A 25102-nucleotide genomic window follows, 5' to 3' on the forward strand; every position below is an offset into this window, starting at 1 on the left:
GGAGGATTTGATGCTAGCAGCGGGGTTTATCTGGCAGGGCCTTGCCGCCCCTGCAAACAAGTGGTGGAGCCGCGACCCGGGGATCGGGGATAACCCTTGGCTGCGTCTCCGGCACCAGAAATCGGGCGCCATCCGCGCGACGGGACGGCGCCCTCCGCCGTGGGGGCGAAAAAAAGCCGCCGCTGAGGCTTCTCAGCGGCGGCTTGGTTTGCTTCTGTCTGTGTGCGGGACTTATCAGACGGCAAAATCTTCCAGTTTGGCACCGCCAGCGATGGCGGCTTTCAGCCATTTGGGCTGCAGGCCGCGACCGCTCCAGGTCTCGCCGGTGGCCTGGTTGCGATATTTCGCCGCCACCTTGGAGGTCTTGACGGCCTTGGGTGCCTTGGCATTCAGATCGGAAACCGACAAGCCATATTCGGCCATCAATGCGCGAACCTTGGCAATCGCGTCGGAGCGCTCGCGCTCCTGGGTCTCGGCGATTTCCTTTTCAAGCGCAGCCCGCTGGGCGAGGAGGTCTTTCAGCGTTGCCATTTATGCGTTCCTTGCAAAGTCCAACAAGTACCCGACTCGGGATTGGCCGATTATAGGTCAGGGTTTGGAAAATCGTGCAAGAGCAAGTTTCTGGCGCTGAAATGCCCAGCGGCCGCTGCCGTGAATTACTTGTAGCCGGCCTTGTCCAGCAGCTGCTGGACCTTGCCAATATTGGCACCCACCGTGGAGACCGGAATCGTCTCCATCTTGAAATTGCCCATCGCCTCCAGCGCCGGATTGCTGGGCTTCACGCCCGGCACCGTGGGCCATTCGTTGTTGCCGTTGGCGAAGTAGACCTGGGCCTCGGGGGAGGACAGGTATTCGAGGAACTTGACCGCGTTGTCGCGATTCTTCGCGTGGCGGGCGACGGCGCCGCCGGCGATGTTCACGTGCGTGCCCCAGCTTTGCTGGTTGGGGAACACCACGCCGACCTTTTCCACCACGGCGCGGTCGTCGGGCTTGTTGGAGCGCATCATGCGCGCCAGGTAATAGGTATTCGTGAGTGCGATGCCGCATTCCCCGCTGGCCACGGCCTTGATCTGGTCCGTGTCGCCGCCCTTGGGTTCACGGGCCATGTTGCCGACCACGCCCTTGAGCCATTGCTCGGTTTGTGCCGCGCCCAGATGTTCATACAGCGCGCCGAACAGCGACAAGTTATAGGGATGCGAGCCGGAACGGGTGCAAACCTTGCCCTTGTTCTTGGGATCCGCCAGATCCTGGTAGTTCTGGACGTCGGCCTTGTTGACGTTGATCTTGTTGTAGACGATCACGCGGGCGCGGGTCGAAAAACCAAACCAGGCCGTGCCCTGCGCACCGGCCTTGGCGCGCAGATTCACCGGAATGCGCTGCTCCAGCAGCTCGGATTTGACCGGCAGGAACAGCCCCTCGTTCTCGGCCTGCCACAGGCGGGCGGCGTCGACCAGCAGGATCACATCGGCGGGGGAGGCGCTGCCTTCGCTCTTCAGGCGCGCGAGCAGACCGGCGTCATCGGTATCGACACGATTGATCTTGATGCCGGTGGCCTTGGTGAAATTCGCGTACAGCGCTTCGTCCGTCTGGTAATGACGGGCGGAATAGAGATTCAGCACCTGTTCCTGGGCCCACAGGGTGGGCGCGGCGGCAAGCAGGCCCAGACCCAGGACGGTGGATTTCAGCGAGAAACGGCGGGAAACGATGGAACGCATAGGAACTCCAGACCATGCGGATTTGCAGTGGCTGGAGTGTAGCCTTAACGAGAATCGTTCCTGTTTCGCCAGGTCAGGCACTGGGCGGCACGTAGCCGGCCGGCTTCTCGGCGCCGTCGCCGAAGAAGAATTGCTCCATCTGGCGCGCCAGGTACTGGCGGGCGCGCTGGTCGGCCAGGTTCAGCCGGTTCTCGTTGACCAGCATGGTCTGGTGCTTCATCCAGGCGGCCCAGGCCTCCTTGGAGACGCTGTCATAGATGCGCTTGCCCAGGTCGCCGGGGTAGACGGGAAAGTCCATGCCCTCGGCTTCCTTCTTCAAATACACGCATTGCACGGTGCGAGCCATTTCAACCTCTTGTCTTGCTAGGGTGGCCTGTGGGCCGGGTTCAACGGGGCCGGAGCCGCCCGCGGGGTGGCGGGCGACTCAGGCCAGTTTCTTGACCAGGACCTGCGAGCGGCGGTCCCAGTTGTATTTGCGCTTGCGCTCTTCGGGCAGCCAGTCCGGGTCCACGGGCTGGAAGCCGCGCTTGATGAACCAGTGCATGGTGCGGGTGGTGAGCACGAAGATGCTGGACAGGCCCTGGGCCTTGGCGCGCTGCTCGATGCGCTTCAGGATGCGCTCGCCGTCGCCCTGGCCCTGCACGGCCGAGGAAACGGTCAGCGCCGCCATCTCGCCGGTGCGGGCCTCCAGGTAGGGGTGCAGGGCCGCGCAGCCGAAGATGACGCCGTCGTGCTCGATCACCGTGTAGAGCTCGATGTCACGCTCGATCTCGGTGCGGTCGCGCTTGACCAGGGTGCCGTCGCGCTCGAAGGGTTCGATCAGCGCGATCAGGCTCCCGATGTCGTCCGGCGTGGCTTCGCGCAGGCTCTCCAGCTTCTCGTCCACCACCATGGTGCCGATGCCGTCGTGGGTGTAGACCTCCTGCAGCAGCGCGCCGTCCACCGCGAAGGGCAGGATGTGCGAGCGCTCGACACCGGCCTCGCAGGCGCGCACGCAGTACTGCAGGTAGAAGGCCACGTCCGTGGGCTGGGTGGGGCGCGGCAGCTTGGCCAGCATGCGCTTGGCGTCGGCCAGCGCCAGCTCGGTGTCGATGGCGCTGTCGGGGTCGTCCTGGTTCTCGCGGACGCCGGCCACCTCGGTCATGAACAGCAGCTTGTCGGCCTGCAGCGCGATCGCGGTGGCGGTGGCCACGTCTTCCATGGTCAGGTTGAAGGCCTCGCCGGTGGGCGAGAAGCCGAAGGGCGACATCAGCACGATGGCGCCGCTGTCGATCGCGCGCTGGATCGCCGCCGAATCCACGCGACGCACCACGCCGCTGTGCTGGAAGTCCACGCCATCGACGATGCCCACCGGGCGCGCGGTCAGGAAATTGCCGGAAACGACGCGCACCGTGGAGTTGGCCATGGGGGTGTTGGGCAGGCCCTGCGAGAACGCGGCCTCGATCTCGAAGCGCAGCTGCCCTGCGGCCTCCTGCGCGCAATCCAGCGCCACCGCGTCGGTGATGCGCATGCCCTGGCTGTAGCGCGACTGCTGGCCCTTGGCCGCGAGCTGCTCGTTGACCTGGGGACGGAAGCCATGCACCAGCACGATCTTGATGCCCATCGCATGCATGATCGCCAGGTCCTGCACGAAGCTGTTGAGCTTGCCCGCGGCGATCAGCTCGCCGGTCATCCCGACGACGAAAGTCTCACCCCGGTAGGCGTGGATGTAGGGGGCCACGGCGCGGAACCAGGGAACGAAGGTGTGAGGGAAGACCAGGCTCATGGGCGGAATTGTGCCGCAGCCCATTCGCCACTCGCCCGGCTGCGGGTACCGCGCGTGCGAGGCCAAACCTGACTAGCGGCCGGGCCCGGCGCCGCGCGGGATAATCCCGGCCCCGTGAGTGAAGAACACAACAAGCCCCAGGCCCGCCCCGCGCGCGCCGCCGAGCGGCGCCGCCAACCGGCCCCCGCAGCCCGAGCGCCACGGCCGGCCAATCCGGTCCCGCCCATCTCGTTCCCCGAGTCGCTGCCCGTTTCCAGCCGGCGCGAGGAGATCGCGCGGCTGCTGTCCGAGCATCAGGTCATCATCGTCTGCGGCGAGACCGGCTCCGGCAAGACCACGCAGCTGCCCAAGATCGCGCTGGCCCTGGGCCGCGGGCTGGCGCAGGGCGGCGGCCTGATCGGCCACACCCAGCCGCGGCGCATCGCCGCGTCCAGCGTCGCCAAGCGCATCGCCGAAGAACTCAACACCCCGCTGGGCGAGGTGGTGGGCTACAAGGTGCGCTTCCAGGACCGGCTGCAGCCCGGCGCCAGCGTCAAGCTGATGACCGATGGCATCCTGCTCGCCGAGACGCAGACCGATCCGCTGCTCAAGGCCTACGACACGCTGATCATCGACGAGGCCCACGAGCGCAGCCTGAACATCGACTTCCTGCTCGGCTACCTGCGCGAGATCCTGCCACGCCGGCCGGACCTGAAGGTCATCGTCACCTCGGCCACCATCGACGCCGAGCGCTTCGCCAACCATTTCGCCAGCATCAAGGGGCCGGCGCCGGTCATCATGGTCTCGGGCCGGACCTTCCCGGTGGAGCAGCGCTACCGGCCCTATGAGGAATCCAAGGACTACGACCTCAACGACGCGATCTGCGACGCCGTCGACGAGCTGTGGCGCGAGGCCGGCGGCAGCGGCGACGTGCTGGTCTTCCTGCCCGGCGAGCGCGAGATCCGCGAGGCCGCCGAGGCACTGCGCAAGCACCACCCGCCGGGCGTGGAGATCCTGCCGCTGTTCGCGCGCCTGTCGCAGCAGGAGCAGGACCGCGTCTTCCAGCCCCATGGCCAGCGGCGCATCGTGCTGGCGACCAACGTCGCCGAGACCTCGCTGACCGTGCCCGGCATCCGCTACGTGGTCGACCCGGGCCTGGCGCGCGTCAAGCGCTACAGCTACCGCAACAAGGTCGAGCAGCTGCAGATCGAGCCCATCAGCCAGGCGGCCGCCAACCAGCGCGCCGGCCGCTGCGGCCGCGTGGCCAACGGCATCTGCATCCGCCTTTACGACGAGAAGAGCTTCAACGAGCGCCCGCGCTTCACCGACCCGGAGATCCTGCGCTCCTCGCTGGCCGGCGTGATCCTGCGCATGAAGGCGCTGCACCTGGGGCAGGTGGAGGACTTTCCCTTCATCGAGCCGCCGCCGCGCAAGGCCATCGCCGACGGCTACCAGCTGCTCGCCGAGCTGGGCGCGGTGGACGAGCGCAACGAGCTGACCGAGATCGGGCGCGAGCTCTCCAAGCTGCCGCTGGACCCGCGCGTGGGCCGCATGATCCTGGAGGCACGCCGGCGCGACGCGCTGACCGAGGTGCTGGTGATCGCCAGCGCGCTCTCCGGTCAGGACGTGCGCGACCGTCCGCTGGAGCAGCAGCAACAGGCCGACGAGAAGCACAAGAAGTTCGACGACGAACGCTCGGAGTTCATGGGCTACCTCAAGCTGTGGAAGTGGATCGCCGACAGCCGCGGCGGCGAGGGTGAGCACCGGCTCTCCAATCGCAAGCAGGAACAGCTGCTGCGCGAGCATTTCGTCAGCCCGCGCCGCGTGCGCGAATGGCGCGACATCCATTCGCAGCTGCATACCGTGGTGGCCGAGCATGGCTGGCGGCTCAACGCCAGCCCGGCCACCTACGACCAGGTGCACCTGTCCATGCTCGCCGGCCTGCTGGGCAACATCGGCTGCAAGGCCGACGACGACGAGTGGTACCTCGGCGCGCGCGGCATCAAGTTCTGGCGTCATCCCGGGGCCCACCTGAGCAAGAAGCCCGGCCGCTGGATCGTCGCCGCCGAGCTGGTCGACACCACGCGGCTGTTCGGCCGCGGCATCGCCGCGATCGACGTCAACTGGATCGCGCCGCTGGCCGGCCATCTGCTCAAGACCCAGCTGCTGGAGCCGCACTGGGAGAAGAAGGCCGCCGAGGTCATCGCGCTGGAGCGCGCCACGCTGTACGGCATCGTCGTGTACAACAACCGGCGCGTGAACTTCGGCCGCGTCGACCCGGTCGCCGCGCGCGAGATCTTCATCCGCGAGGCCCTGGTCAACGGCGAATGGGAGACCCGGCTGCCCTTTTTGGCGCACAACCAGAAGCAGGTCGCCAAGGTCCAGGAGCTGGAGCACAAGTCGCGCCGCCAGGATGTGCTGGTGGACGAGGAACTGATTTACGCCTACTACGACGAGCACCTGCCCGCCGAGGTCTGCTCGGGCGCGAGCCTGGAGAAGTGGTACCGCGAGGCGAGCCGGGCCCATCCGCGCCTGCTGATGCTGGAGCGCGAGGAGCTGATGCGCCACGAGGCCGCGGGCGTCACCAGCAATGCCTTCCCCAAGACCCTGCGCCTGGGCGGCGTCGACTGCAGCGCCAGCTACCTGCACGAGCCCGGCGACGCGCGCGACGGCGTCACCGTCAGCGTGCCCATCTTCGCGCTCAACCAGGTCAGCGAGGAGCGCTGCGACTGGCTGGTGCCCGGCATGCTGGAGGCCAAGCTGATGGCCTTGCTGAAGAGCCTGTACCAGAAGCCGCGGGCGCGACTGACGCCGCTGCCGGACTTCGTCGCCGAATTCGTCGAGCTGCATCCCTTCGCGCAGGGCAACCTGATGGAACTGCTCATCAAGGCCGTGCGCGAGCGCAGCCAGATCGCGGTGCAGCGCAACGACTTCAAGCTGGAACAGGTGCCGCCGCACCTGTTCATGAACATCCGCGTGGTGGACGAACATGGCCGCCAGCTGGGCATGGGGCGCAACCTCGCGGCGCTGAAGGCCGAGCTGGGTGCGCAGGCGCGCTCCGCCTTCCAGGCGCTCGCGGTGCTCAAGCGCGACCCGCCCGCGCCGGCCGCCCAGTCCGCCGAGGCCGGGCCCGTGCCGGCACCGCCCGCGGGCCGCGGCATCCGCGCCGAGATCAAGCCGCCCGCGCCCAAAGGCCCGCCGCCGCGCGACGCCAGCCAGGCCTATACCGCCTGGACCTTCGGCGAGCTGCCCGAGCTGATGGAGGTGCGCCGCGGCAACCAGACCCTGATCGGCTTCCCCGCGCTGATCGACAAGGGCACGCATGTGGAGATCGAGGTCTTCGACGAACCCGAGCTCGCCGCGCAGAAGCACCGCGCCGGCCTGCGCCGGCTGCTCGCGCTGCAGCTGAAGGAGCCGCTCAAGTTCCTCGAGAAGAACATCCCCGACCTGCAGCGCATGGCCGTGGCCTACATGAGCCTGGGCACCGCCGAGGAGCTGCGCGACCAGATCATCGGCGTGGCGCTGGAGCGCGCCTTCCTCGCCGATCCGTTGCCCAGCGACGAATTCCAGTTCAAGGCCAGGCTGGAGGAAGGGCGCAGCCGCCTGAACCTGATCGCGCAGGAAGTCGCCCGCCTGGCCGGCACCGTGCTGGTCGAGTACCAGGCCGCGCTGCGCAAGCTCAAGGACGCGCGCCCGCCCAAGGACGTGGCCGAGGACCTCCAGGCCCAGCTGCAGCGCCTGATGCCCAAGGCTTTCGTGCACAAGACCCCCTGGGCCCAGCTGCAGCACTATCCGCGCTATCTGAAGGCCGTGACCCTGCGCCTGGACAAGCTGCGCGCCGATGCCGCCCGCGACGCCAAGCTGATGGGCGAGATCAAGCCGCTGGAGCAGCGCTGGCAGCGCCGCGTCGCCGAGCTCAAGGGCGCGGCCGATGCGCGGCTGGACGACTTCCGCTGGCAGCTGGAGGAGCTGCGTGTCAGTCTCTTCGCGCAGGAGCTGCGCACGCCGCAGCCGGTCAGCGTGAAGCGGCTGGACAAGGTCTGGACCCAGCTCAGCCACTAGCCGCCTGCCACAGCCGCCGTCCGCGAGGGCGGCCGCTGTGGCGCCGCCGCGACCGTCAGGAACTGGCAGGAAAATGACCGCTGTTTCCCCCTGGCGCTGCCGGGTGGAATTGGGTCCAATCGTTACAAATACCTCCCTGGCCTTCGCGGTCCGGTCCTGACCGTGTCTGATTCCTCGCCCACTTCTTCACCGTCCGCGATGCGGCTGTTCGGCCGCTTCGAATTGCGCGCGCTGATCGGCAAGACCGAACGCAGCATGCTGTGGCGCGTGTTCGACCCGAGGGTGCAGCAGGAGCAGCTGCTCTGCCTGCCGCGCAACAAGCCGGCCAGCGAGGCGGCCTACGAGCAATGGCGGCGCTCCGCCGACAACGCGGCGCGCGTCCAGCATCCCCACCTGGCCCATGCGGTGGAGGTGGGCCGTGTCGACCCCTGGCCCTACATCGCCTACGACCGCGCGCTGGGCGAGACGCTGGAAGAGCGCCTGGCCCGCACCGGCCCGCCCACGCCCGCCGACGCCGCGCAGTGGATCGCGCAGGCGCTGGAGGGCCTGGCCTTCGCCCACGAGGCCGGCCATGTGCACCGCGACATCCAGCCCGGCCACCTGCTGATCGACGCGGCCAACCAGGTCCGTCTCATCGGCCTGGAGGTGGCCCAGGACCCGGGCGCCAGCGAGGCCGAGTACGGCGCGCAGAGCCGCCTGGCCCAGCGCGAGGCGGCCGAGGAGGACGTGCTGTGCATGGGCCTGGTGCTGCACCGGCTGCTGTCCGGCCGCCCGGTGCTGGACGAAGCCGACCTGCAGCTGGTGCTGCAGCGCATGCCGCCGCGCGGCCAGGAGCTGGTGCGCCTGGGCTGGGAGACGCCGCACCCCATCCCCGACCCGCTGCGCGCCATCGTCAACCGCGCCAGCGACCGCCAGGCGCGGCAGCGCTACCACCTGGCGCGCAGCTTTCTGCGCGCGCTGGATGGCTGGCTGCAGGCCAGCATGCACGAGGAGGGCGGCGCGATCGCGCTGCTGAAGGACAAGCTGCAGCGCTATGGCCACCTGCCCACCACCTCGGGGCGCTCGCTGAGCGTCACGCTGGGCGGGGCGATGGAATCGCAGCATGCCAGCGAGCTGGCCGCGCTGGCGCTCAAGGACATGGGGCTGAGCCTGGAGCTGCTGCGCCGTGTGAACCTGACGCTGAAGCAGCAGGGCGCGGCCAGCGGCTCGGTGCTGAACATGCAGCGCGCGATCGCGATGCTGGGGCTCAATGGCCTGCAGCAGGCGGCGCGCGCGCTCAAGCCCTGGCCCGGCATCCTCAACGACACCCAGGCCGTCTTCATGCATTCGCAGATGCGCCGCGTGCACCGCATCGGCCAGGTGGCGCAGGCGCTGCGCCCGGCCGGCTACGACGCCGAGGTGGTCTACCTGATCGCGCTGCTGCAGAACCTGGGCCGGCTGCTGGTGCAGTACCACTTCCCCGACGACGCGGCACAGATCCGCCAGCTGATGCAGCCGCCCGAGCCCACGCCCGAACAGCCCAACCCGCGCGGCATGCCCGAGTTGTCGGCCGCCTACGCGGTGCTGGGCTGCGACATCGAGAGCATGGGCATCTCGGTGGCGCGCTACTGGGGCTTCGACGACGAGGTGCTGCACATGATGCGGCGCCAGCCACCCGAAATGCCGGTGCGCGGCGCCCATGGCGATGCCGAGCTGCTGCGCCTGACCTGCAGCCTGGCGGCCGAGCTGGTGGAGGCGCTGACCCTGACCGAAACCAAGCGCCAGCTCGCGCTCGAGATGGCCACGCGGCGCTACGCGCGCTCGCTGGGGCTGGGCCTGCGCGAGGTCATGGAGGCGGTCTACCCGCCGGCCACGCTGCGCTCCGCCGCGCCCGCCGAGGACGACACGCTGTCGTCCCTGCCCGCCGCGGAGGACGAGCGCCCGCGCCGCTCCAGCCTGCGCGACCGTGGCACGCCGCCGGCCGAGGGCCGGCTGGCCGAAACGCCGCCCGACACCGGCACGGGAAGGGCGCCCTCATGAACCCGGCCCGACAGGCCTTGCGGCGCGGAGCGGCGCGATGAGCTTGCCGGCCGACGGTTCGCTGCCGCCCGCGCTGGGTCGCTTCAGGCTGCTGAAGCGGCTGGGGCAGGGGGCGCAGGCCTCGGTCTGGCTGGCGCACGATCCTCGCCTGGACCGCGAGGTCGCCGTCAAGGTGCTGCAGGGCGTGGACCGCGCCAGCGTCGACGCCTGGCTGGCCGAGGCGCGCGCGGTGAGCCGGCTCACCCATTCCAACATCGTGCCGGTGTTCGAGGCCGACATGGCCGCCGGCCAGGCCTACATGGTCTTCGAGTACGTGCCCGGCGGCACGCTGGCCGAGCGTCTGCGCCGCCAGGGCCGTCTGCCCGCGCGCGAGGCCGTCGGCCTGATGCTGGGCGTGCTGGACGGGCTGCGGGCCGCGCATGCGGCTGGCGTGGTGCACCGAGACCTCAAGCCCAGCAACATCCTGCTCGACGCCCAGGGCCGCCCGCGCGTGATGGACTTCGGCATCGCCGCCCGGCTCGACGACGCGGCGCGGCCGCAGCGCGTGGTCGGCACGCCCGGCTACATCTCGCCCGAGGCGGCGCGTGGCGAGCCGCCGCATCCGGCAATGGACGTGTTCGCCGCGGCCATCATGCTGGCCGAGATGCTCTCCGGCCAGCGCCTGAACAAGGACCCCGATCCCTGGGCCGCGGTGCGCCGCGTGACGGAGCAAGACCTGACCCTGCCCGCCGACCTGGGCCCCGACGCCGACGACGCGCTGCGCGCGCTCCTGCAGCGCGGCCTGGCGCGCGACAAGGCGCTGCGCTGGCCCGACGCGCGCAGCTTCCACGACGCGCTGGCCGCCTGGCTGCACCCGGCCGCCGAACCGGCCCCGCAGGCGGGCGACACCGCGACGCTGGACTTCCTGCTGCGCCGCATGCGCCACAAGAGCGACTTCCCGGCCATGGCCGACGCGGTGACGCGCATCCAGCGACTGGCCGAGTCCGAGAGCGAAAGCCTCTCCAGCCTGTCCAATGAAATCCTCAAGGACGTGGCGCTGACCCACAAGCTGCTGCGCCTGGTCAACACCGTGCAGTTCAGCCATGCGGGCGGCGGCAGCATCAACACCGTCTCGCGCGCGGTGGCGCTGATCGGCTTCGGCGGCATCCGCAACCTGGCGCTGTCGCTGGTGCTGCTGGAGCGCATGGAGAACAAGGCCCATGCGCAGCGCCTGCGCGAGGAATACCTGCGCCTGCTGATGGCCGGTTCGCTGGCGCGCGAGCTGATGGCCGGCGCGGGCGAGGGCGAGGAGTCCTTTCTTGCCGCGATGTTCCAGAACCTGGGTCGCGTGCTCACCGAGTTCTACCTGCCCGAGGAGGCCTCGCAGGTGCGCCGCCTGCTGCGGCCCGAGCGCGGCAGCGGCGACCGCGCGGCGCCCCCGGTGGGCGAGGCGCTGGCCTCGCTGCAGGTGCTGGGGCTGAGCTATGAGCAGCTGGGCCTGGGCGTGGCGCGCCAGTGGGGCCTGCCCGACAGTCTTCAGCGCAGCATGCGCCGGCCCGAGGGCGAGGTGCCGATGCGGCGCATCGACGCGCCGCCCGAGCGCCTGCGCTGGGTCGCGCGCGCCGCCAACGACGTCGCCGAGCTCATCTTGCTGACCGATCCGGCCGAGGCCCATGCGCGGCTGCGCGCGCTGGGCCAGCGCTATGCGCGCGCGCTGGGCGTCGAACCGCAGACCCTGGTGCAGGCCGCCGACGCGGCGCGCCAGCGCCTGACGCAGATGGCGCAGGCCATGGACATCCAACTGCCCAAGGGCTCGGCGGCGCTGCGCCTGCTGGCGCCGTTGCAGCCCACGCTGGAGGACAGCCTGTCGCCGCTGGAGCTAGACGCGGCCGTGCAGGAGCACACGCTGCGCATGGACATGCAGCCGCGCATCAGCCGCGAGCAAGCGGCGCAGACCCTGGCCGACGGCATCCAGGACATCACCAACGCCATGGTGGAGAACTTCCGCCTCAACGAGGTGCTGCGCATGATCCTGGAGACCATGTACCGCGGCCTGGGCTTCCGGCGTGTCGTGTTCTGCCTGCGCGATCCGCGGACCGAGACCCTGCTGGGCCGCTTCGGGCTGGGCGAGGACGTCGAATCGGTTGTGACGCAGTTCCGCGTGCCGCTGCGCCTGCCCGCGGGTCAGCCCGCCGACCTGTTCGCAGCCGTCTGCGCCAAGGGCGTGGACACGCTGATCGCCGACGCCTCGCAGCCCCGCATTGCCGAGCGCCTGCCCGCGTGGTTCAGCGGGCCGGTGCGCGCGGCCAGCTTCCTGATCCTGCCCATGAGCCTGCGCGGCGCGCCCTTCGCGATGATCTATGCCGACAAGCTGCGCGCCGGCAGCATCGACCTGGACGAGAAAGAGCTGTCGCTGTTGCGCACGCTGCGCAACCAGGCGGTGATGGCCTTCAAGCAGGCCGGCTGAAATCGCGGCCGCGCGGCGCCCGGTGCGCCGGCCGGGGCCATCAGTACGGGCCGCTGGCCAGCCAGCGTTCCAGCTGCGGCAGCCGGTCGTTGCCCCAGAAGCGCTCCCCCTCGACGATGAAGAAGGGCGAGCCGAACACCCCGCGCGCCTCCGCCAGATCCACCTCGGCCTTCAGCCGCGCGCGGGCACCCGCGTCCGTCGCGATCGCGCCCAGCTCGTCCGCGGCCATGCCCTGTGCGGCGCACAGCGACTGCAGCACGTCCATCTGCGCGATGTTGCGGTCCTCGACGAAATAGGCCCGGTACACCGCATGCGCGAATGCGCGGCCCTGCTGCGGGTCGCGGTCGTTCAGCACGTGGAACACCCGCGCCGCCAGGTCCGTGTGCAGGCCCAGCGTGCCCGGCGTCTTGTAGGGCACGCCCATGAATGCGGCCAGGCGCTCCACATCGCGGCGGATGTAGTCGCTGCGCATCACGCTGCTGGGGATGCGGATGCGTTCCAGCGACTGGAAGTTCGCGTCCAGCACAATCGCATGCCAGTTCACCGCGCGGCCATGCCGCGCCGCCAGCTCGTCGATCGCCTGCGACGCGATATAGCCATAGGGCGAGGCAAAGTCGAAATAAAAGTCGATCGGCGCGGACATGCGGACTCCCTGGGGTGAGAACGCCTCGGCGGCGCCGAGGGCGGGCGCATTGTAGAAGCCGTGTGGCGCCGGCCGCGGATGGTGGCCGGTGAACGGCCGGCGCGCTCGCGGACGTCAGCGGAAGACTTAGGGGGACTTCTTCTTGGCGCCATGCTCCAGAGTTGGAGCCTCCGCGAAGGCAGGAGTGATCCCCCTTGCCTCCGCCGTCGCAGAGGGGCAGGCGTTGCTCAGCCCGCGTCCAGATCGATGTTCCACCGCAGCAACGCGGCGCAGTCGTTCGAGGTTTTTTCGGGGTCAGGTGATGGTGCTGTCCGTCATGTTCAGACCTTGTCTCTGGTGACACACCGAACTGACACACCCGCCGCGTTCAAGTCCTTGTCCACCGCCAGGCTGCTGGTGCGCAAGGATTCAGGGGAAGAGGGGTTGACGAGCCTTACCCCCGGCACTGGTCACAACGGTTAGGGCTGCTTGGTTCCCCACCTGACCCGGTTGGCCGCGCTTCCATGCGAGGAGGCCCGTCAGCGCGCATTGTATGTCATGTGCAGCGCTCCCTCAGGGATGCGGGGGGCGCACGGCTGGTGCGGCGAGGGGCGCCGGGGCCGTGTAGAATGCGGCCCAGCCCAGGCATCGATGCCGGGCACCGCCGATTTACCAACTACTTGCGGGCGGTCTACCAAATGCGGCTAAAGCGTTGCGGCTCCGAGATGCCCAGGGCCGGCAAACGCCGGTGATGTTTGGGCACTCGGAGTTTTTTCATGCACGGTCTGGCCCGATTCGACGCGCTGCTGGCGCGCCACCATCACGAGGCGCCCCGCACCACCACCCCGTCCCGTCTGCACCGCGCGTCGCTGGCCGCCCGCGTGGTGGCGCGGCAGCGCTCGCTGCTGATCGATCCCTGGGGCGACGTCGTCGCCACGCTGCCGCCGGATGCCCGGCCGGCCCTGGTGCTGGCGGCCGCGTGGCGGCTGCAGCGCGGCGACTGGATGGGCGTGCTGGCGGATGACGGTGCCGTGCCGCGCGGCGGCCGCGCGGGCTGGCGGCTGGCGCTGTTGCGCGGGCGCGTGGGCGCCGGCGGCTCGTCGCTGCAATGGCTGAGCCCGGCGCAGCGCGAGCTGGCCGGCGTGCGCAGCGGCGAACTGCTGCAGCGCCTGCAAGAGGCCGCGCTGGCGGAACTGTGGCGCCAGGGCTGGCGCCTGCAGGCCTGAGGGCGCGCAAGACCTGGCCCCGTGCCCCGCGGCGCCGAGTTCAAAGGCCCAGCGACGGGCTGCGGGTGTAAGAGACCCCCATCACATAGCCCAGCGCCAGCAGGCCCAGCACATAGCCGGGCAGGCGCAGCGCGCGCCGCCCCATGGCCCAGTGGGCGCAGGCGATGTAGAGCATCAGCGCGATCAGCTTGGCGGCCAGCCAGCCTTCGCGCAGCGGCGAATACTGCAGCGCGCCCCAGAGGCTCAGCCCGCTGATCACCAGCAGCACATCGACGCCGAAGACGAGCAGGCGCACGCGGTCGTCCATCTCCCAGGCGGCTTCGAGCAGCACGGCCATGCCGCGGATCAGAAAGAAGACGATGCCGATCCACGCGAGCAAGGCGTGCATCTGCACCATCTGCGTGTAGAACCAGGTCATGTCGTCTGTCTCCCCGTGGGAGGCAGCTTGTCCAGTGGCGGCGCCGCTGTCAATGCCCCGCAAGGCGGGCCGCCCGTGGGGCGGCCGCTCAGAGAGGGCGGGGTCAGTCCTTGCCCGCGTCGTTCAGCGCAGCTGCAGGTCGTCGTCGCCGAAGCGGATGGACAGTGGTTCGATCAGCAGCTGCTTCTCGCCGTCTTCCACCGTGCCGGCCACCCAGGCGTCGATGCCGCAGGACTTGGACACCTCGACGACGCGCGCCGCCTCGTCGGCCTTCACGAAGATCGCGAAGCCGGCGCCCATGTTCAGCGTGGAATAGGCCTCGCGGTCATCCTGCTGCGCGTGCTGCTGGATGAACTTCAGCACCGGCGTGACCGGCGGCACGGTATGGATGCGGTAGGTGAAGCGGCCCGGGTGGCGCAGCAGCTTGCGCCAGCCATGGCCGGTGATGTTGGCGCAGTAGTGCGGCGTGATGCCGGCCTTGTACAGCGCCTCGGTGACCGGGGAATACAGCACGGTGGGCGCCAGCAGCGCGTCGCCATAGCTCAGGCCTGGGGCGATCTCGGTCAGGTAGCCCTGCGGCAGGCGCTCGGTCAGCTTGCGCGCCAGGCTCAGGCCGTTGGCATGGATGCCGCTGGAGGCGAGCAGCACGATGGCGTCGCCGGCGGCCAGCTTGTCGCCTACCGACAGGCGCTCTTTGGGGTTGATCAGCCCGGTGCAGGAAGCCGCCAGGTCGATGCGGCCAGACTCGACGATGCCGGCCAGCGCGGGCGTCTCGCCGCCGCCCCAGGCCACCTGGCAGGTATCGCAGGCCTTCTTCCAGCCGGCTACCAGGGCCTGTGCGCGCGGCGCGTCGCCGAACCAGTCGGACCCGCCCGCGGCCCAGTAGGCCTGCACCACCAGCGGCGTGGCGCCGACGGTGATCAGGTCGTTCACCGCCATCGCGATGGTGTCCTGGGCGATGCCGTCGTAATAGCTCTTGCCGGTCAGGCGGGCCATCTCGTCGGCGACCAGGGCCTTGGAGCCCAGGCATTCGACGATGGAGGCGATGTAGAAGGGCCCCACGTCCACGACATAGGCCGATTCGCCGCGCGAGGCCTTCACCTCGCTGAAGCCGTGGGCGGCCAGGTGGCCGGCGGTGGCGGCGGCGGCGCGCTGAGCGCTGATCTTCAGCGGGTCGATCAGGTCGTAGTTGACGCCGGCTTGTTCGTAGCTCAGCGTTCCGGCGGAGGAGGGGGCATGGGTGCTCATGGGGCGCAATTATCTCCCGACAAATCCGCGCACCCGCCCCCGTAGAATGCGCCGCCATGAGCTACCAGGTCCTCGCACGCAAGTACCGCCCCCGCAGCTTCGAAGAGCTGGTGGGCCAGGAGCATGTGGTCCAGGCCTTGGCCAATGCGCTGACGCAACAGCGGCTGCACCACGCCTATCTGTTCACCGGCACCCGGGGGGTCGGCAAGACCACGGTGTCGCGCATCCTGGCCAAGAGCCTGAACTGCACCGGGCCGGATGGCCAGGGCGGTATCACGGCCCACCCCTGCGGCCAGTGCGCGGCCTGTCGCGACATCGATTCGGGCCGCTTCGTCGACTATGTGGAGTTGGACGCGGCGTCCAACCGCGGCGTCGAGGAGATTTCGCAGCTGCTGGACCAGGCGGTCTACAAGCCGGTGGTGGGGCGCTTCAAGGTCTACATGATCGACGAAGTCCACATGCTCTCCAACACCGCGTTCAACGCGATGCTGAAGACGCTGGAGGAGCCGCCGGAATACCTGAAGTTCGTGCTCGCGACCACCGACCCGCAGAAGGTGCCGGTCACCGTGCTGTCGCGCTGCCTGCAGTTCAACCTGCGGCCCATGGCGCCACAGACCGTGCTGGAACACCTGACCCGTGTGTTGTCGAACGAGGGCGTGCCGGCCGAGCCCGGTGCGCTGCGCCTGCTGGCGCGCGCGGCGCGCGGCTCGATGCGCGACGCGCTGTCGCTGACCGACCAGGCCATCGCCTTCGGCTCCGGCCAGCTGGCCGAGCCCGGCGTGCGCCAGATGCTGGGCAGCGTGGACCGCGGTCATGTGCTGGCCATCCTGAATGCGCTGATCGCCGGCGACGGCGCCGCGGTGGTCGCGGCCTCGGACCGGCTGCGCGACATGGGCCTGGCGGCCGCCGGCACGCTGGAAGACCTGGCGGTGGCGCTGCAGACCCTGGCCGTGGCCCAGGTCGCGCCCGGCGCGCTGGACGCGCAGGACCCCGACCTGGCCGATCTGTTGCCGCTGGCCGCCCGGCTGCCCGCCGACGAGCTGCAGCTGATGTACAGCATGGCCCTGCATGGCCGTCAGGAGCTGCCGCTGGCGCCCGACGAATACGCCGGCCTGACCATGGTGCTGCTGCGCATGCTGGCCTTTCGCCCCGAGGGCGCGCCGGTGCAGCGCGCCGACGGCGGGCTGAACGCCGCGGCCACGCCGGCCCCGGCCGCAACCGCCCGGCCGGCCGCCGCGCCGCTGCTGAGGTCGCAGCCGCCTGCCGTCGCGGTGGCCGCGGACCGGCCGCAGCCTGCCGCGACGCCGGTGGCCGAGGCTCCGCAAGCACCGGTTCCCCTGAAGGCCGAGCCCGTGGCGCCGACCGAGGCGGTGGCCCGCCCGAATCCGGCGCCTGAACCTGTCCTCGAACCCGCAGCCGCCCTGGCGCCCCCGCCGGCAGCGGTCGCGGAGGCCGAAGCTGCGGCCGTGGCCGTGGCTGAGCCTGTCGAGCCGCCTGAGGCCCAGGCGCCGGTGGCGGTGGCCGAGCCGACCCGCGAGGAAGCGCCTGCCGCGCCGTCGCCCGTCGCTGCGGCGCCGGTGCCGGCACGGCCGGCTTCGCGTCCCGAGGCCTTGTCCGCCGAGCCGCCCGCGCGGCGCTTCAGCGACCGCCTGCGGCCACGCGTGGCCGCGCCGGCGGTGTCGGCCGAGGACGAAGAGCCATCGGCCGCTCCAATGGGTGACGAGCCGCCGCCCTGGCTGGACGGTCCGCCGCCGATGGACGAGGAGCTCTCGGCCGGCACCGGGGCGGGCGAAGACCTGGCGCTGGAGGCCTCGCTGCCCGACGGCGGCCCCGACGCCGGTGGCGGCATCTATGTGTCCACCGCGGGCGACGAGGTGGCGCTGGAGCCCACGCCGCTGGGCGAGCGCTGGGCCCAGCTGCTGCCCCAGCTGGGGCTGAGCGCGCTGACCCGCGAGCTGGCGCTGCAGGCGCAGTGCATCGGCATCGACGAACAGGCCCAGCCGCCGCTGTGGCGGCTGCGCGTGGAGCGCGAGTCGCTGCGCCAGCCGGCGCTGAAGGACAAGCTGCAGGCCGCGTTGGCGGCCCACCTGGGCCATGCGCTGCTGCTGGAGATCGAGGCCGGGCGCGCCACCGATTCCCCCGCGCTGCGCGATACCATGGCGGCCCGCGCGCGGCAGCGCCACGCCGAATCCCTCATCCTCGAGGACCCCGAAGTCCGAGAACTGCTGGCGAGCTTCAAGACCGCGCGCATCCTGCCCGGCTCGATCAAGCCAGTCTGACACCCACTACACCGAAGTACGGAGCACACCATGATGAAAGGCCAACTCGCCGGTCTGATGAAGCAGGCCCAGGCGATGCAGGACAACCTCAAGCGCGCGCAGGAAGAGCTGGGCAATGTCGAGGTCGAGGGCCAGAGCGGCGCCGGCCTGGTCAAGGTGACCATGACCTGCAAGCACGATGTGCGCCGCGTCGCCATCGACCCCAGCCTGCTGGCGGACGACAAGGACATGCTGGAAGACCTGGTGGCCGCCGCGTTCAACGACGCGGTGCGCCGTGCCGAGCAGGTGAGCCAGGAGAAGATGTCCAAGCTGACCGCCGGCATGCCGCTGCCCCCGGGCATGAAGTTCCCCTTCTGATCCCGCGTGGCTGCGCTTGACCAGCTGATCGAGGCGCTGCGGCGCCTGCCCGGGGTGGGGCAGAAGTCGGCCCAGCGCATGGCTTACCACCTGCTGCAGCACGACCGGCCGGCGGCCGAGCAACTGGCCCAGGCGCTGCGCGCCGCGACCGAGCAGGTGCGCCACTGCGAGCGCTGCCACACCTTCAGTGAGACCGCGATCTGCGCCGTCTGCGCCGACGGCACGCGCGACGCCAGCCTCCTGTGCGTCGTCGAGTCGCCGGCCGACCAGGCGGCGATGGAGCGCACCGGCTCCTACCGTGGCTACTACTTCGTGCTGCAGGGGCGGCTGAGCCCGCTGGACGGCATCGGCGCGCGCGACATCGGCGCGGCGCAGCTGCTGCAGCGGGCCGGCGACGGCCAGGTCCGCGAGGTGATCCTGGCCACCAGCTTCACCGCCGAGGGCGAGGCCACCGCCCATGTGCTGGCCGAGGCGCTGAAGGCGCGCGGTCTGCGCAGCACCCGGCTGGCACGCGGTGTGCCGATCGGCAGCGAACTCGAATACGTGGACCTGGGCACCATCGCCCATGCGCTGGTGGACCGGCGCGACACCTGAGCCGGGAGCACGCATGACCACGCTTGCCAACCTCTGCATCCTCGTCGCCGCCGCGCTGCCCGTGGCCTGTGCCGCGCTGGCCAAGTCGCGCGGCTTTGGCAAGCGCCGCCGCGAGGGCGGCTACGACAACCACGACCCGCGTGCCTGGCTGGCGCGCCAGAGCGGCTGGCAGGCGCGCGCCAATGCGGCGCAGGCCAACGGCTTCGAGGCGCTGCCGCTGTTCATCGCCGGGGTGCTGGTGGCCCAGCAATCCCAGGCGCCGCAGGACCGGGTGGACCTGCTGGCGCTGGGCTTCATCGCCGTGCGGCTGGTCTACATCGGGCTGTATCTGGCGGACCGTCCGGCGGCGCGCAGCCTGGTGTGGGCGCTGGGGGTCGGGGTGTCGGTGGCGTTGTTTTTTATTTGACGCGGCTGAGGGTGGGTGCGTGTCGCGTCGGGTCGGGTCGAGTCGAGTCGAGTGCGGCTTGCTCTTGGGACTGCCTTGGCTTCTGCCTTCCCTGGCTGTCGCTTGATTGCAATGCCTTGACTGCAATGCCTTGAGTGCGGGTTGCGCTCCCGCGCAGAGCCCGCCAGGTCCCGGCCCGGCAGCCGGGTAACTTTTCCTGCGGGCCCAGGAAAAGTCACCAAAAGTAGGGCCTGAATGCGATTGGACCGAGGACTGCGCTACACACCGCGCACCGGCCCGACCACCACCGAGCCCGTACACCATCACCTCGATACCCGCTCGCCGGGTACGGCTCGACTCGTCACCGAGCCACGCAGGCCACGACGCGTCGTTGTCGCTTTCTGGGGAGCAGGGGCCAGCGGCCGAAGCCGGGCCGGGAGGCCTTCCTGCGTCAGCGAACTGGGGCATGAGGCCCGCTGTGGAGTCGAGCCGTACCCGGCGAGCGACTCAAGGCCTGAGCGGTGGAGCCGCCCCGATGGTTGTCGGGGCAGTACGCGGTGCTCAGCGCAGGGCTCGGTCCAATCGCATTCAGGCCCTCTTCTTTGGTGACTTTCTTCTGGGCCCCCAGAAGAAAGTTACCCGGCTGCCGGGCCGGGACCCGGCGGGCTCTGCGCGGGAGCGCAAACAGGATTCAACGCACGGAGCCCGCAAGAACCCAGCAGGCTCAGGCCGCCGCAAAAGAACCCACAGCCAGCCGCGTCTGACGCGGCCAAGATCAACGCAGACTCGTGCGGGTCATCGCCCGCCCGCCCTGGGCCGCCACCTGCTGGCCACCGCCGCCACGGGCTGCGGTCTTGGCCGCGCGAGTGCGGGTGCTGCCGCTGCTGGCGCGCGAGCTCGTCGCCTTGCCGGCCGAGGCTCGCGCTGGCGGGGTCGCCGCGGCCGTGCGGGTGCTGGCGCCGCTGCCCGGCGGCAACCACAGCACCACGGTCTGGCCGGCCTTGAAGCCGGCCTGGCTGCCGACCTTGTTCCATTGCGCCACCTGGGCCGCGCTGAGCTTGTAGCGGCGTGCGACGCTGGCCACGGTCTCGCCCTTGCCGGCCTTCAGCGACACGCGGCGCAGCGGCGGCGCGTCGGGCGCCAGCGCGATGGTGGCGTTGTCGGCCAGGTGCTCGGACACGTCCTGGTCGAGCTTGGCACTGCGCGACACCAGCAGCGTGGACCCCTTCTTCACCAGCATGCGCGGCGGAATGCGGTTGAGCTCGCGCAGCTGAGCCTCGGCCATGCCCAGGCGCTTGGCCGCCTCGGCCGGGCTCATGGTGCTGGGCACGACCCAGGCGGTCCAGCTGGCCGTGGGGCCACGGTGCGCGGCCAGCGCCTCCACGAAGGCGCTCGCATTGTCATAGGGCAGCAGCACCTGGCCGCTGCTGGCGGCCAGGATCACCGGCTTGTTCATCTGCGGGTTGAAGAGCTTGAACTGCTCCTCGCTCATGCCCGCCAGGCGCGCGGCCAGCGCCACGTCGATGTCGCGGTCGATGTTGACCGACAGGAAGAAGGGGTGATTGGCAATCGTCGGCAACGCCAGGCCGAAGGACTCGGGGCGCAGCACGATGTTCTTCACCGCCTGCAGCTTGGGCAGGTAGTAGCGCGTCTCCTCGGGCATGCGCAGGTTGTCGAAGTCGGTGGGCAGGCCGGCGCGCTGGTTGCGCGCGATCGCGCGCGCCACGTTGCCCTGGCCCCAGTTGTAGGCGGCCAGCGCGAGCTGCCAGTCGCCGTCGAACATCTTGTTCAGCCGCCCCAGGTAGTCCAGGGCCGCGCGGGTGGAGGCCAGCACGTCGCGGCGGTCGTCGCGGAAGATGTTCTGCTTGAGGTCGAAATCACGCCCGGTGGCGGGCATGAACTGCCACATGCCCACCGCGCGCGCGCTGGATTGCGCGTCGGTGCGGAAGGCGCTTTCGATGAAGGGCAGCAGGGCCAGCTCGGTGGGCATGCCGCGCTTCTCGACTTCCTCGACGATGTGATAGAGGTAGCGACTGCTGCGCTCGGTCATGCGTGCCACGTAGTCGGGGCGCTCGGAGTACCAGGTCTCGGCCTTGCGCACCAGCTCGTTGTCCAGCTCGGGCATGGCCATGCCCTGGCGAATGCGCGCCCACAGGTCTTCGCGGGCGCTGGGTTTGCCCAGTTCGATGCGCGCCTCGGGGTCCAGGTTGTCTTGCAGCAACTGCTCCAGGGCCGCCGGGGTGGCGGGCGTCGCGCCGGCCGCGGCCTGCGTGGCCGCCGGAGGGACCACGCGCACCACGGGCCCCGCGGCGGTGTTCTGCGGGGTTTGAGGCGGCTGTGGCAGGTTGGCGCAGGCGGCCAGCAGCGTGGGAAGCAGCGCGGCGATCAGGGCCTGGAGGCGGCGCGGCCGGGGTGCCCGGCGCGGGCCATGGAGGGGGGAGGCGAGGGTCAGGTCTTGATTCATCGGAACTCGTTCTTCCATTGCCGCAGGCAGGCGAACACCGCGGCCTCGTCTTCAGGGTCCAGCAGAGGGTCCCGCTGCAGCGCGGCCCGGCGCACCGTCGGCTGTCCGCAGCGGAGAAAGGGATTGATTCGGAGCTCCAACGCCAGCGTGGAGGGCAGGGTGGGCAGCTGCTGCGCACGCCGGGCCTGGCACCAGGCCTCGTGTTGCGCGGCCGCCTCGTTCTGGGGCTCTATGGTCCGCGCAAATCGCAGATTCGACAAGGTGTATTCATGCGTGCAGCACACGCGCGCGTCGCCGGGCAGGGCAGCCAGGCGCTGCAGGCTGGCATGCATTTGCGCGGGCGTGCCTTCGAACAGGCGTCCGCAGCCGGCGGAGAACAGCGTGTCGCCGCAGAACAGCAGCGGCTGCGCGGCGTCCAGCTGCAGGAAGGCGATGTGGCCGGCGGTGTGACCGGGCACCTCGATCACCTGGAAGGTGTGGCGGCCCCAGCGCAAGACCTGGCCCTCGCTGCAGGGCGTCACGGGCACCGGCAGGGTTTCGCGCGCCGGGCCCCAGATGGGCCCCTGCAGCAGGTCCGCGAGCGCCGCCAGACCGCCGACATGATCGCCATGGTGATGGGTCACTAGAATGCCCGTCAGGCGCAGTCCGAGCCGGTGCAGCGCCTCGCGCACCGGCGCGGCGTCGCCCGGATCCACCACCAGCGCCTGGTCCCCGTCATGCAGCAGCCAGATGTAGTTGTCGTCGAACGCAGGCAGCGCCAGCAGCGCCAGCAGCGGCGCTGCGGCGCAACCGGACATGGGCGAGGACGGGGCGATGGGGGCGGGCACGAGAGGAAGCGGTGCGTCCGGTGAGCAGCGAGCTGGATATTGTAGGCGGCGACCCCGCGCTGGCGGCCTGGCAATCCTGGAGCGCCTGGCTGGCGACGCCGCCGGGGCGCTATCTGAGCGGCTGGTCGCAGGCGCAGCTGGACCTGGCGGTGGCCGACTGCTTCGGCTTCCATGCGCTGCAGCTGGGCATGCCCGACCTGGAGGCCCTGCGCGCCAACCGCATGCCGCGCCGCTGGCTGGCGGTGGACCATGCCTGGCCCGGCGGCGCGTCGGAGTTGTTCTCGCTGTATTGCGAGTTTGACGCGCTGCCCTTTCCCAAGGACAGCCTGGACCTGGTCGTGCTGCCGCACACGCTGGAGCGCGCGCCCGACCCGCACCGCTGCCTGCGCGAGGTCGAGCGCGTGCTGCGGCCTGAAGGGCGGCTGGTGATCCTGGGCCTGAACCCGGCCAGCCTGTGGGCGCTCAGGCAGAATCTCGGGCTTTTGCGTGGCCGGCTGTCCGGCGCACCGGCACCGCTCTTCATGCCGCGCCTGCCCGGCGAGGCCGAGCTGATCGGCTACTGGCGCCTGCGCGACTGGCTGCGCCTGCTGGGCATGGAGCTGGAAACGGTGCGCTTCGGCGGCTACCGGCCGCCGCTGCAGTCCGACAAATGGCTGCAGCGCTGGCAGGGGTTGGAACGGCTGGGCGCCCATTGGTGGCCGGTGCTGGGCGCGGTCTATCTGGTGGTGGCGGTCAAGCGGGTGCATGGCATGCGCCTGGTGGGTCGGCTGCGCCAGCGCCGCCGCCAGGCCCAGACCGCGCCGGCCGTGGCCATGCAGCATCACCGCGACATCACCCAGGATTCATGAGCAGCACGCAAGACCCGACCCCGCAGACCGCGCCGGCCAAGATCGCCAAGCCCCAGGTCACCATCTACACCGACGGCGCCTGCAAGGGCAATCCGGGGCCGGGCGGCTGGGGCGCCTGGCTCTCCAGCGGCGGCCACGAGAAGGAGCTGTTCGGCGGCGAACCGGGCACGACCAACAACCGCATGGAGCTCACCGCGGTGATCGAAGCGCTGGCCTCGCTCAAGCGCAGCTGCCGCATCACGATCTACACCGACAGCGAATACGTGCGCAAGGGCATGACCGAATGGCTGGTGAACTGGCAGCGCCGCGGCTGGAAGACCGCCGACGGCAAGCCGGTGAAGAACGCCGAGCTGTGGCAGCGCCTGGATGCGCTGCGCCGGCTGCACGAGGTGGACTGGCGCTGGGTCAAGGGCCATGCCGGCGATCCCGGCAATGAGCGCGCCGACGCGCTGGCCAACAAGGGCGTCGCCAGCCTGTCGCGGCGCTGAGAGCGGGGCCGCCGCGCGGGGGGTGGTGCGCTTGACGCACGGTTTCCGCCGTCCGTGCCGCCGTCTCCGTGCTTGAGCGCATGTCACGGCGGTTTGGCTGCAATTTGTATCCGCAGCCGCTACAGTGCGCGTCTCACGACGCAGCCCTCCCAGCACGCCCCGCCGCATGAGCTTCAAGAAACCCCAAACCCTGATCGCCCTGGTGGCCCTGGCGGGCGCCGTCGGACTGGCCTATTGGTGGCAGAACAAGCCGCCCGCGGCGGCCTCGCCGTCCGCGGCCGCCGCGCCGGCCGGCAAGCCCGCGGCGGGGGCGGGCGGTGGCGGCGGCCCGGTGCCGGTGGAGGTCCGCAAGGTCGTGGCCCAGGACCTGGCCGAAGAGGCGCAGGCGGTCGGCACGCTGCGCGCGCGCCAGTCCGTGCTGCTCAAGCCCGAGGTCAGCGGCCGCGTGGTCAAGCTGGGCTTCGCCGACGGCCAGCGCGTGCGCGCCGGCCAGCTGCTGGTGCAGCTGGACGACAGCCTGCAGGCCGCCCAGCTCAAGCAGGCCGAGGCGCAAGCCAGCCTGGCCCGCACCCAGCTGCAGCGCAACAGGGAACTGCTGAGCCAGGGCTTTGTGTCGGCCAACGCGGTGGACCAGTCGCAGTCCGCGCTGGAGGTGGCCGAGGCGCAGGTGGCGCTGTCGCGCGCCCAGGTTCAACGCATGCAGGTGCGCGCGCCCTTCGACGGCGTGGCCGGCATACGCGCGGTCAACCTGGGCGACTATGTGAAGGACGGCGCCGACCTGGTCAGCGTCGAGGACGCGTCGACGATGTGGGTGGACTTCCGCCTGCCCGAACGCCATGTGCCGGCGCTGAAGAAGGGCCAGCCGGTGGAGCTGAGCCTGGATGTGCTGCCCGGCCGCCAGTTCCGCGCCCGCGTGGAGGCGCTGGATGCGCTGCTGGACGCCAACGGCCGCTCGCTGCTGGTGCGCGCGCAGCTGGAGCAGCCCGGCCCCGAACTGCGCACCGGGTTGTTCGCCCGCGTGCGCGTGCGCTTCGCCGCGCGCCAGAACGCGCTGCTGGTGCCCGAGGAGGCGCTGGTGCCGCAGGCCGGCAAGCAATACCTGCTGAAGGTGGTGCAGCGCGAGGGCAAGCCCGCGGTGCAGCGCCTGGAGGCGCGCACCGGGCAGCGCCTGCCCGGCCGCGTCGAGATCCTGGATGGGCTGACCGCCGGCGACACGGTGGTGACGGCCGGCCACGCGCGGCTGATGCGCGGCGATCCGCTGCCCATCAAGATCGTCGACCTGGACCAGGTGGCCCAGGGCGGCGGGGCCTCGGCCAGCCATGGCGCGGCGCCGGCCGCGCCGGCGGCGCAGCGCTGAGGG

At 70.5% G+C, this 25102-nt stretch carries 20 protein-coding genes and 1 other RNA gene; 11 read left to right on the forward strand and 10 right to left on the reverse strand.

The features are described from left to right. Positions 1 to 234 precede the first annotated feature (234 nt). From LZ017_RS02220 to argA, 4 genes are all read right to left on the reverse strand, one after another. Entirely contained in the window at positions 235 to 531 is a 297-nt protein-coding gene (locus tag LZ017_RS02220; protein ID WP_241298411.1) for an H-NS family nucleoid-associated regulatory protein, read from the reverse strand. A 125-nt stretch (positions 532 to 656) separates the two neighbouring features. Next, positions 657 to 1715, reverse strand: coding sequence for a Fe(3+) ABC transporter substrate-binding protein (locus LZ017_RS02225; RefSeq protein WP_241298412.1), 1059 nt, complete (start codon positions 1713 to 1715; stop codon positions 657 to 659). 73 nt (positions 1716 to 1788) lie between these two features. After that, positions 1789 to 2061, reverse strand: coding sequence for an oxidative damage protection protein (locus LZ017_RS02230; RefSeq protein ID WP_241298413.1), 273 nt, complete (start codon positions 2059 to 2061; stop codon positions 1789 to 1791). Between the two features lie 78 nt (positions 2062 to 2139). Continuing rightward, on the reverse strand, positions 2140 to 3480 hold the full coding sequence (gene argA, locus LZ017_RS02235) for an amino-acid N-acetyltransferase (RefSeq protein WP_241298414.1): 1341 nt from the start codon (positions 3478 to 3480) through the stop codon (positions 2140 to 2142). 114 nt (positions 3481 to 3594) lie between these two features. Between argA and hrpA the strand changes: the two genes are divergently transcribed. The 3 genes from hrpA (at position 3595) to LZ017_RS02250 (ending at position 11986) form a co-directional block, all read left to right on the forward strand. Next, positions 3595 to 7521 (forward strand): ATP-dependent RNA helicase HrpA, encoded by a 3927-nt coding sequence (gene hrpA, locus LZ017_RS02240; protein ID WP_374109865.1) that lies wholly within the window; start codon positions 3595 to 3597, stop codon positions 7519 to 7521. 162 nt (positions 7522 to 7683) lie between these two features. Then, on the forward strand, positions 7684 to 9540 hold the full coding sequence (locus LZ017_RS02245) for a serine/threonine-protein kinase (protein WP_241298415.1): 1857 nt from the start codon (positions 7684 to 7686) through the stop codon (positions 9538 to 9540). 37 nt (positions 9541 to 9577) lie between these two features. After that, positions 9578 to 11986, forward strand: coding sequence for a serine/threonine protein kinase (locus LZ017_RS02250; RefSeq protein ID WP_241298416.1), 2409 nt, complete (start codon positions 9578 to 9580; stop codon positions 11984 to 11986). A gap of 40 nt (positions 11987 to 12026) precedes the next feature. Here the strand turns inward: LZ017_RS02250 and LZ017_RS02255 are convergent, their stop codons facing one another. Together LZ017_RS02255 and ffs are read right to left on the reverse strand one after the other, a co-directional pair. Continuing rightward, the gene (locus tag LZ017_RS02255; RefSeq protein ID WP_241298417.1) at positions 12027 to 12629 is read right to left on the reverse strand and encodes a 2-hydroxychromene-2-carboxylate isomerase; all 603 of its coding nucleotides are present in this window, start codon (positions 12627 to 12629) and stop codon (positions 12027 to 12029) included. A gap of 422 nt (positions 12630 to 13051) precedes the next feature. Continuing rightward, an RNA gene (gene ffs / locus LZ017_RS02260) (signal recognition particle sRNA small type) lies at positions 13052 to 13149 on the reverse strand. Between the two features lie 235 nt (positions 13150 to 13384). Between ffs and LZ017_RS02265 the strand changes: the two genes are divergently transcribed. After that, positions 13385 to 13834 (forward strand): hypothetical protein, encoded by a 450-nt coding sequence (locus LZ017_RS02265; RefSeq protein ID WP_241298418.1) that lies wholly within the window; start codon positions 13385 to 13387, stop codon positions 13832 to 13834. A gap of 40 nt (positions 13835 to 13874) precedes the next feature. Here LZ017_RS02265 and LZ017_RS02270 read toward each other — a convergent pair whose 3' ends face one another. Together LZ017_RS02270 and LZ017_RS02275 are read right to left on the reverse strand one after the other, a co-directional pair. Further along, entirely contained in the window at positions 13875 to 14252 is a 378-nt protein-coding gene (locus LZ017_RS02270) for a SirB2 family protein (RefSeq protein WP_241298419.1), read from the reverse strand. Positions 14253 to 14375: 123 nt separating this feature from the next. Further along, positions 14376 to 15500: an AIR synthase-related protein gene (locus LZ017_RS02275; RefSeq protein ID WP_241298420.1), complete on the reverse strand. Its 1125-nt coding sequence runs from the start codon at positions 15498 to 15500 to the stop codon at positions 14376 to 14378. A 56-nt stretch (positions 15501 to 15556) separates the two neighbouring features. On the opposite strand from LZ017_RS02275, the gene dnaX reads away from it, so the two are divergent. The 4 genes from dnaX to LZ017_RS02295 are packed head-to-tail and all read left to right on the forward strand — an operon-like array spanning position 15557 to position 19136. Beyond that, entirely contained in the window at positions 15557 to 17779 is a 2223-nt protein-coding gene (gene dnaX, locus LZ017_RS02280) for a DNA polymerase III subunit gamma/tau (protein WP_241298421.1), read from the forward strand. Between the two features lie 30 nt (positions 17780 to 17809). Further along, positions 17810 to 18136 carry a YbaB/EbfC family nucleoid-associated protein gene (locus tag LZ017_RS02285; protein ID WP_241298422.1) on the forward strand — a complete coding sequence of 109 codons (327 nt, stop codon included), beginning with the start codon at positions 17810 to 17812 and terminating at the stop codon, positions 18134 to 18136. 6 nt (positions 18137 to 18142) lie between these two features. Continuing rightward, positions 18143 to 18730, forward strand: coding sequence for a recombination mediator RecR (gene recR, locus LZ017_RS02290; protein WP_241298423.1), 588 nt, complete (start codon positions 18143 to 18145; stop codon positions 18728 to 18730). Positions 18731 to 18743: 13 nt separating this feature from the next. After that, positions 18744 to 19136, forward strand: coding sequence for an MAPEG family protein (locus LZ017_RS02295; RefSeq protein WP_241298424.1), 393 nt, complete (start codon positions 18744 to 18746; stop codon positions 19134 to 19136). Between the two features lie 754 nt (positions 19137 to 19890). Here LZ017_RS02295 and LZ017_RS02300 read toward each other — a convergent pair. Further along, on the reverse strand, positions 19891 to 21579 hold the full coding sequence (locus LZ017_RS02300) for a transglycosylase SLT domain-containing protein (RefSeq protein ID WP_241298425.1): 1689 nt from the start codon (positions 21577 to 21579) through the stop codon (positions 19891 to 19893). Then, on the reverse strand, positions 21576 to 22349 hold the full coding sequence (gloB, locus tag LZ017_RS02305) for a hydroxyacylglutathione hydrolase (protein WP_241298703.1): 774 nt from the start codon (positions 22347 to 22349) through the stop codon (positions 21576 to 21578). The genes LZ017_RS02300 and gloB overlap by 4 nt, the downstream gene beginning before the upstream one ends. A 116-nt stretch (positions 22350 to 22465) precedes the next feature. Here gloB and LZ017_RS02310 point away from each other — a divergent pair, with 116 nt between their 5' ends. From LZ017_RS02310 to LZ017_RS02320, 3 genes are all read left to right on the forward strand, one after another. Further along, positions 22466 to 23254, forward strand: coding sequence for a class I SAM-dependent methyltransferase (locus LZ017_RS02310; RefSeq protein ID WP_241298704.1), 789 nt, complete (start codon positions 22466 to 22468; stop codon positions 23252 to 23254). Beyond that, entirely contained in the window at positions 23251 to 23742 is a 492-nt protein-coding gene (gene rnhA, locus LZ017_RS02315; RefSeq protein ID WP_241298426.1) for a ribonuclease HI, read from the forward strand. Before LZ017_RS02310 ends, rnhA begins: the two co-directional genes overlap by 4 nt. Before the next feature lie 166 nt (positions 23743 to 23908). After that, on the forward strand, positions 23909 to 25099 hold the full coding sequence (locus LZ017_RS02320) for an efflux RND transporter periplasmic adaptor subunit (RefSeq protein ID WP_241298427.1): 1191 nt from the start codon (positions 23909 to 23911) through the stop codon (positions 25097 to 25099). The last annotated feature ends 3 nt before the right edge of the window (positions 25100 to 25102 follow it).

The organism is Pelomonas sp. CA6 (genome assembly GCF_022549225.1).
Classification (GTDB): Bacteria; Pseudomonadota; Gammaproteobacteria; order Burkholderiales; family Burkholderiaceae_C; genus Roseateles.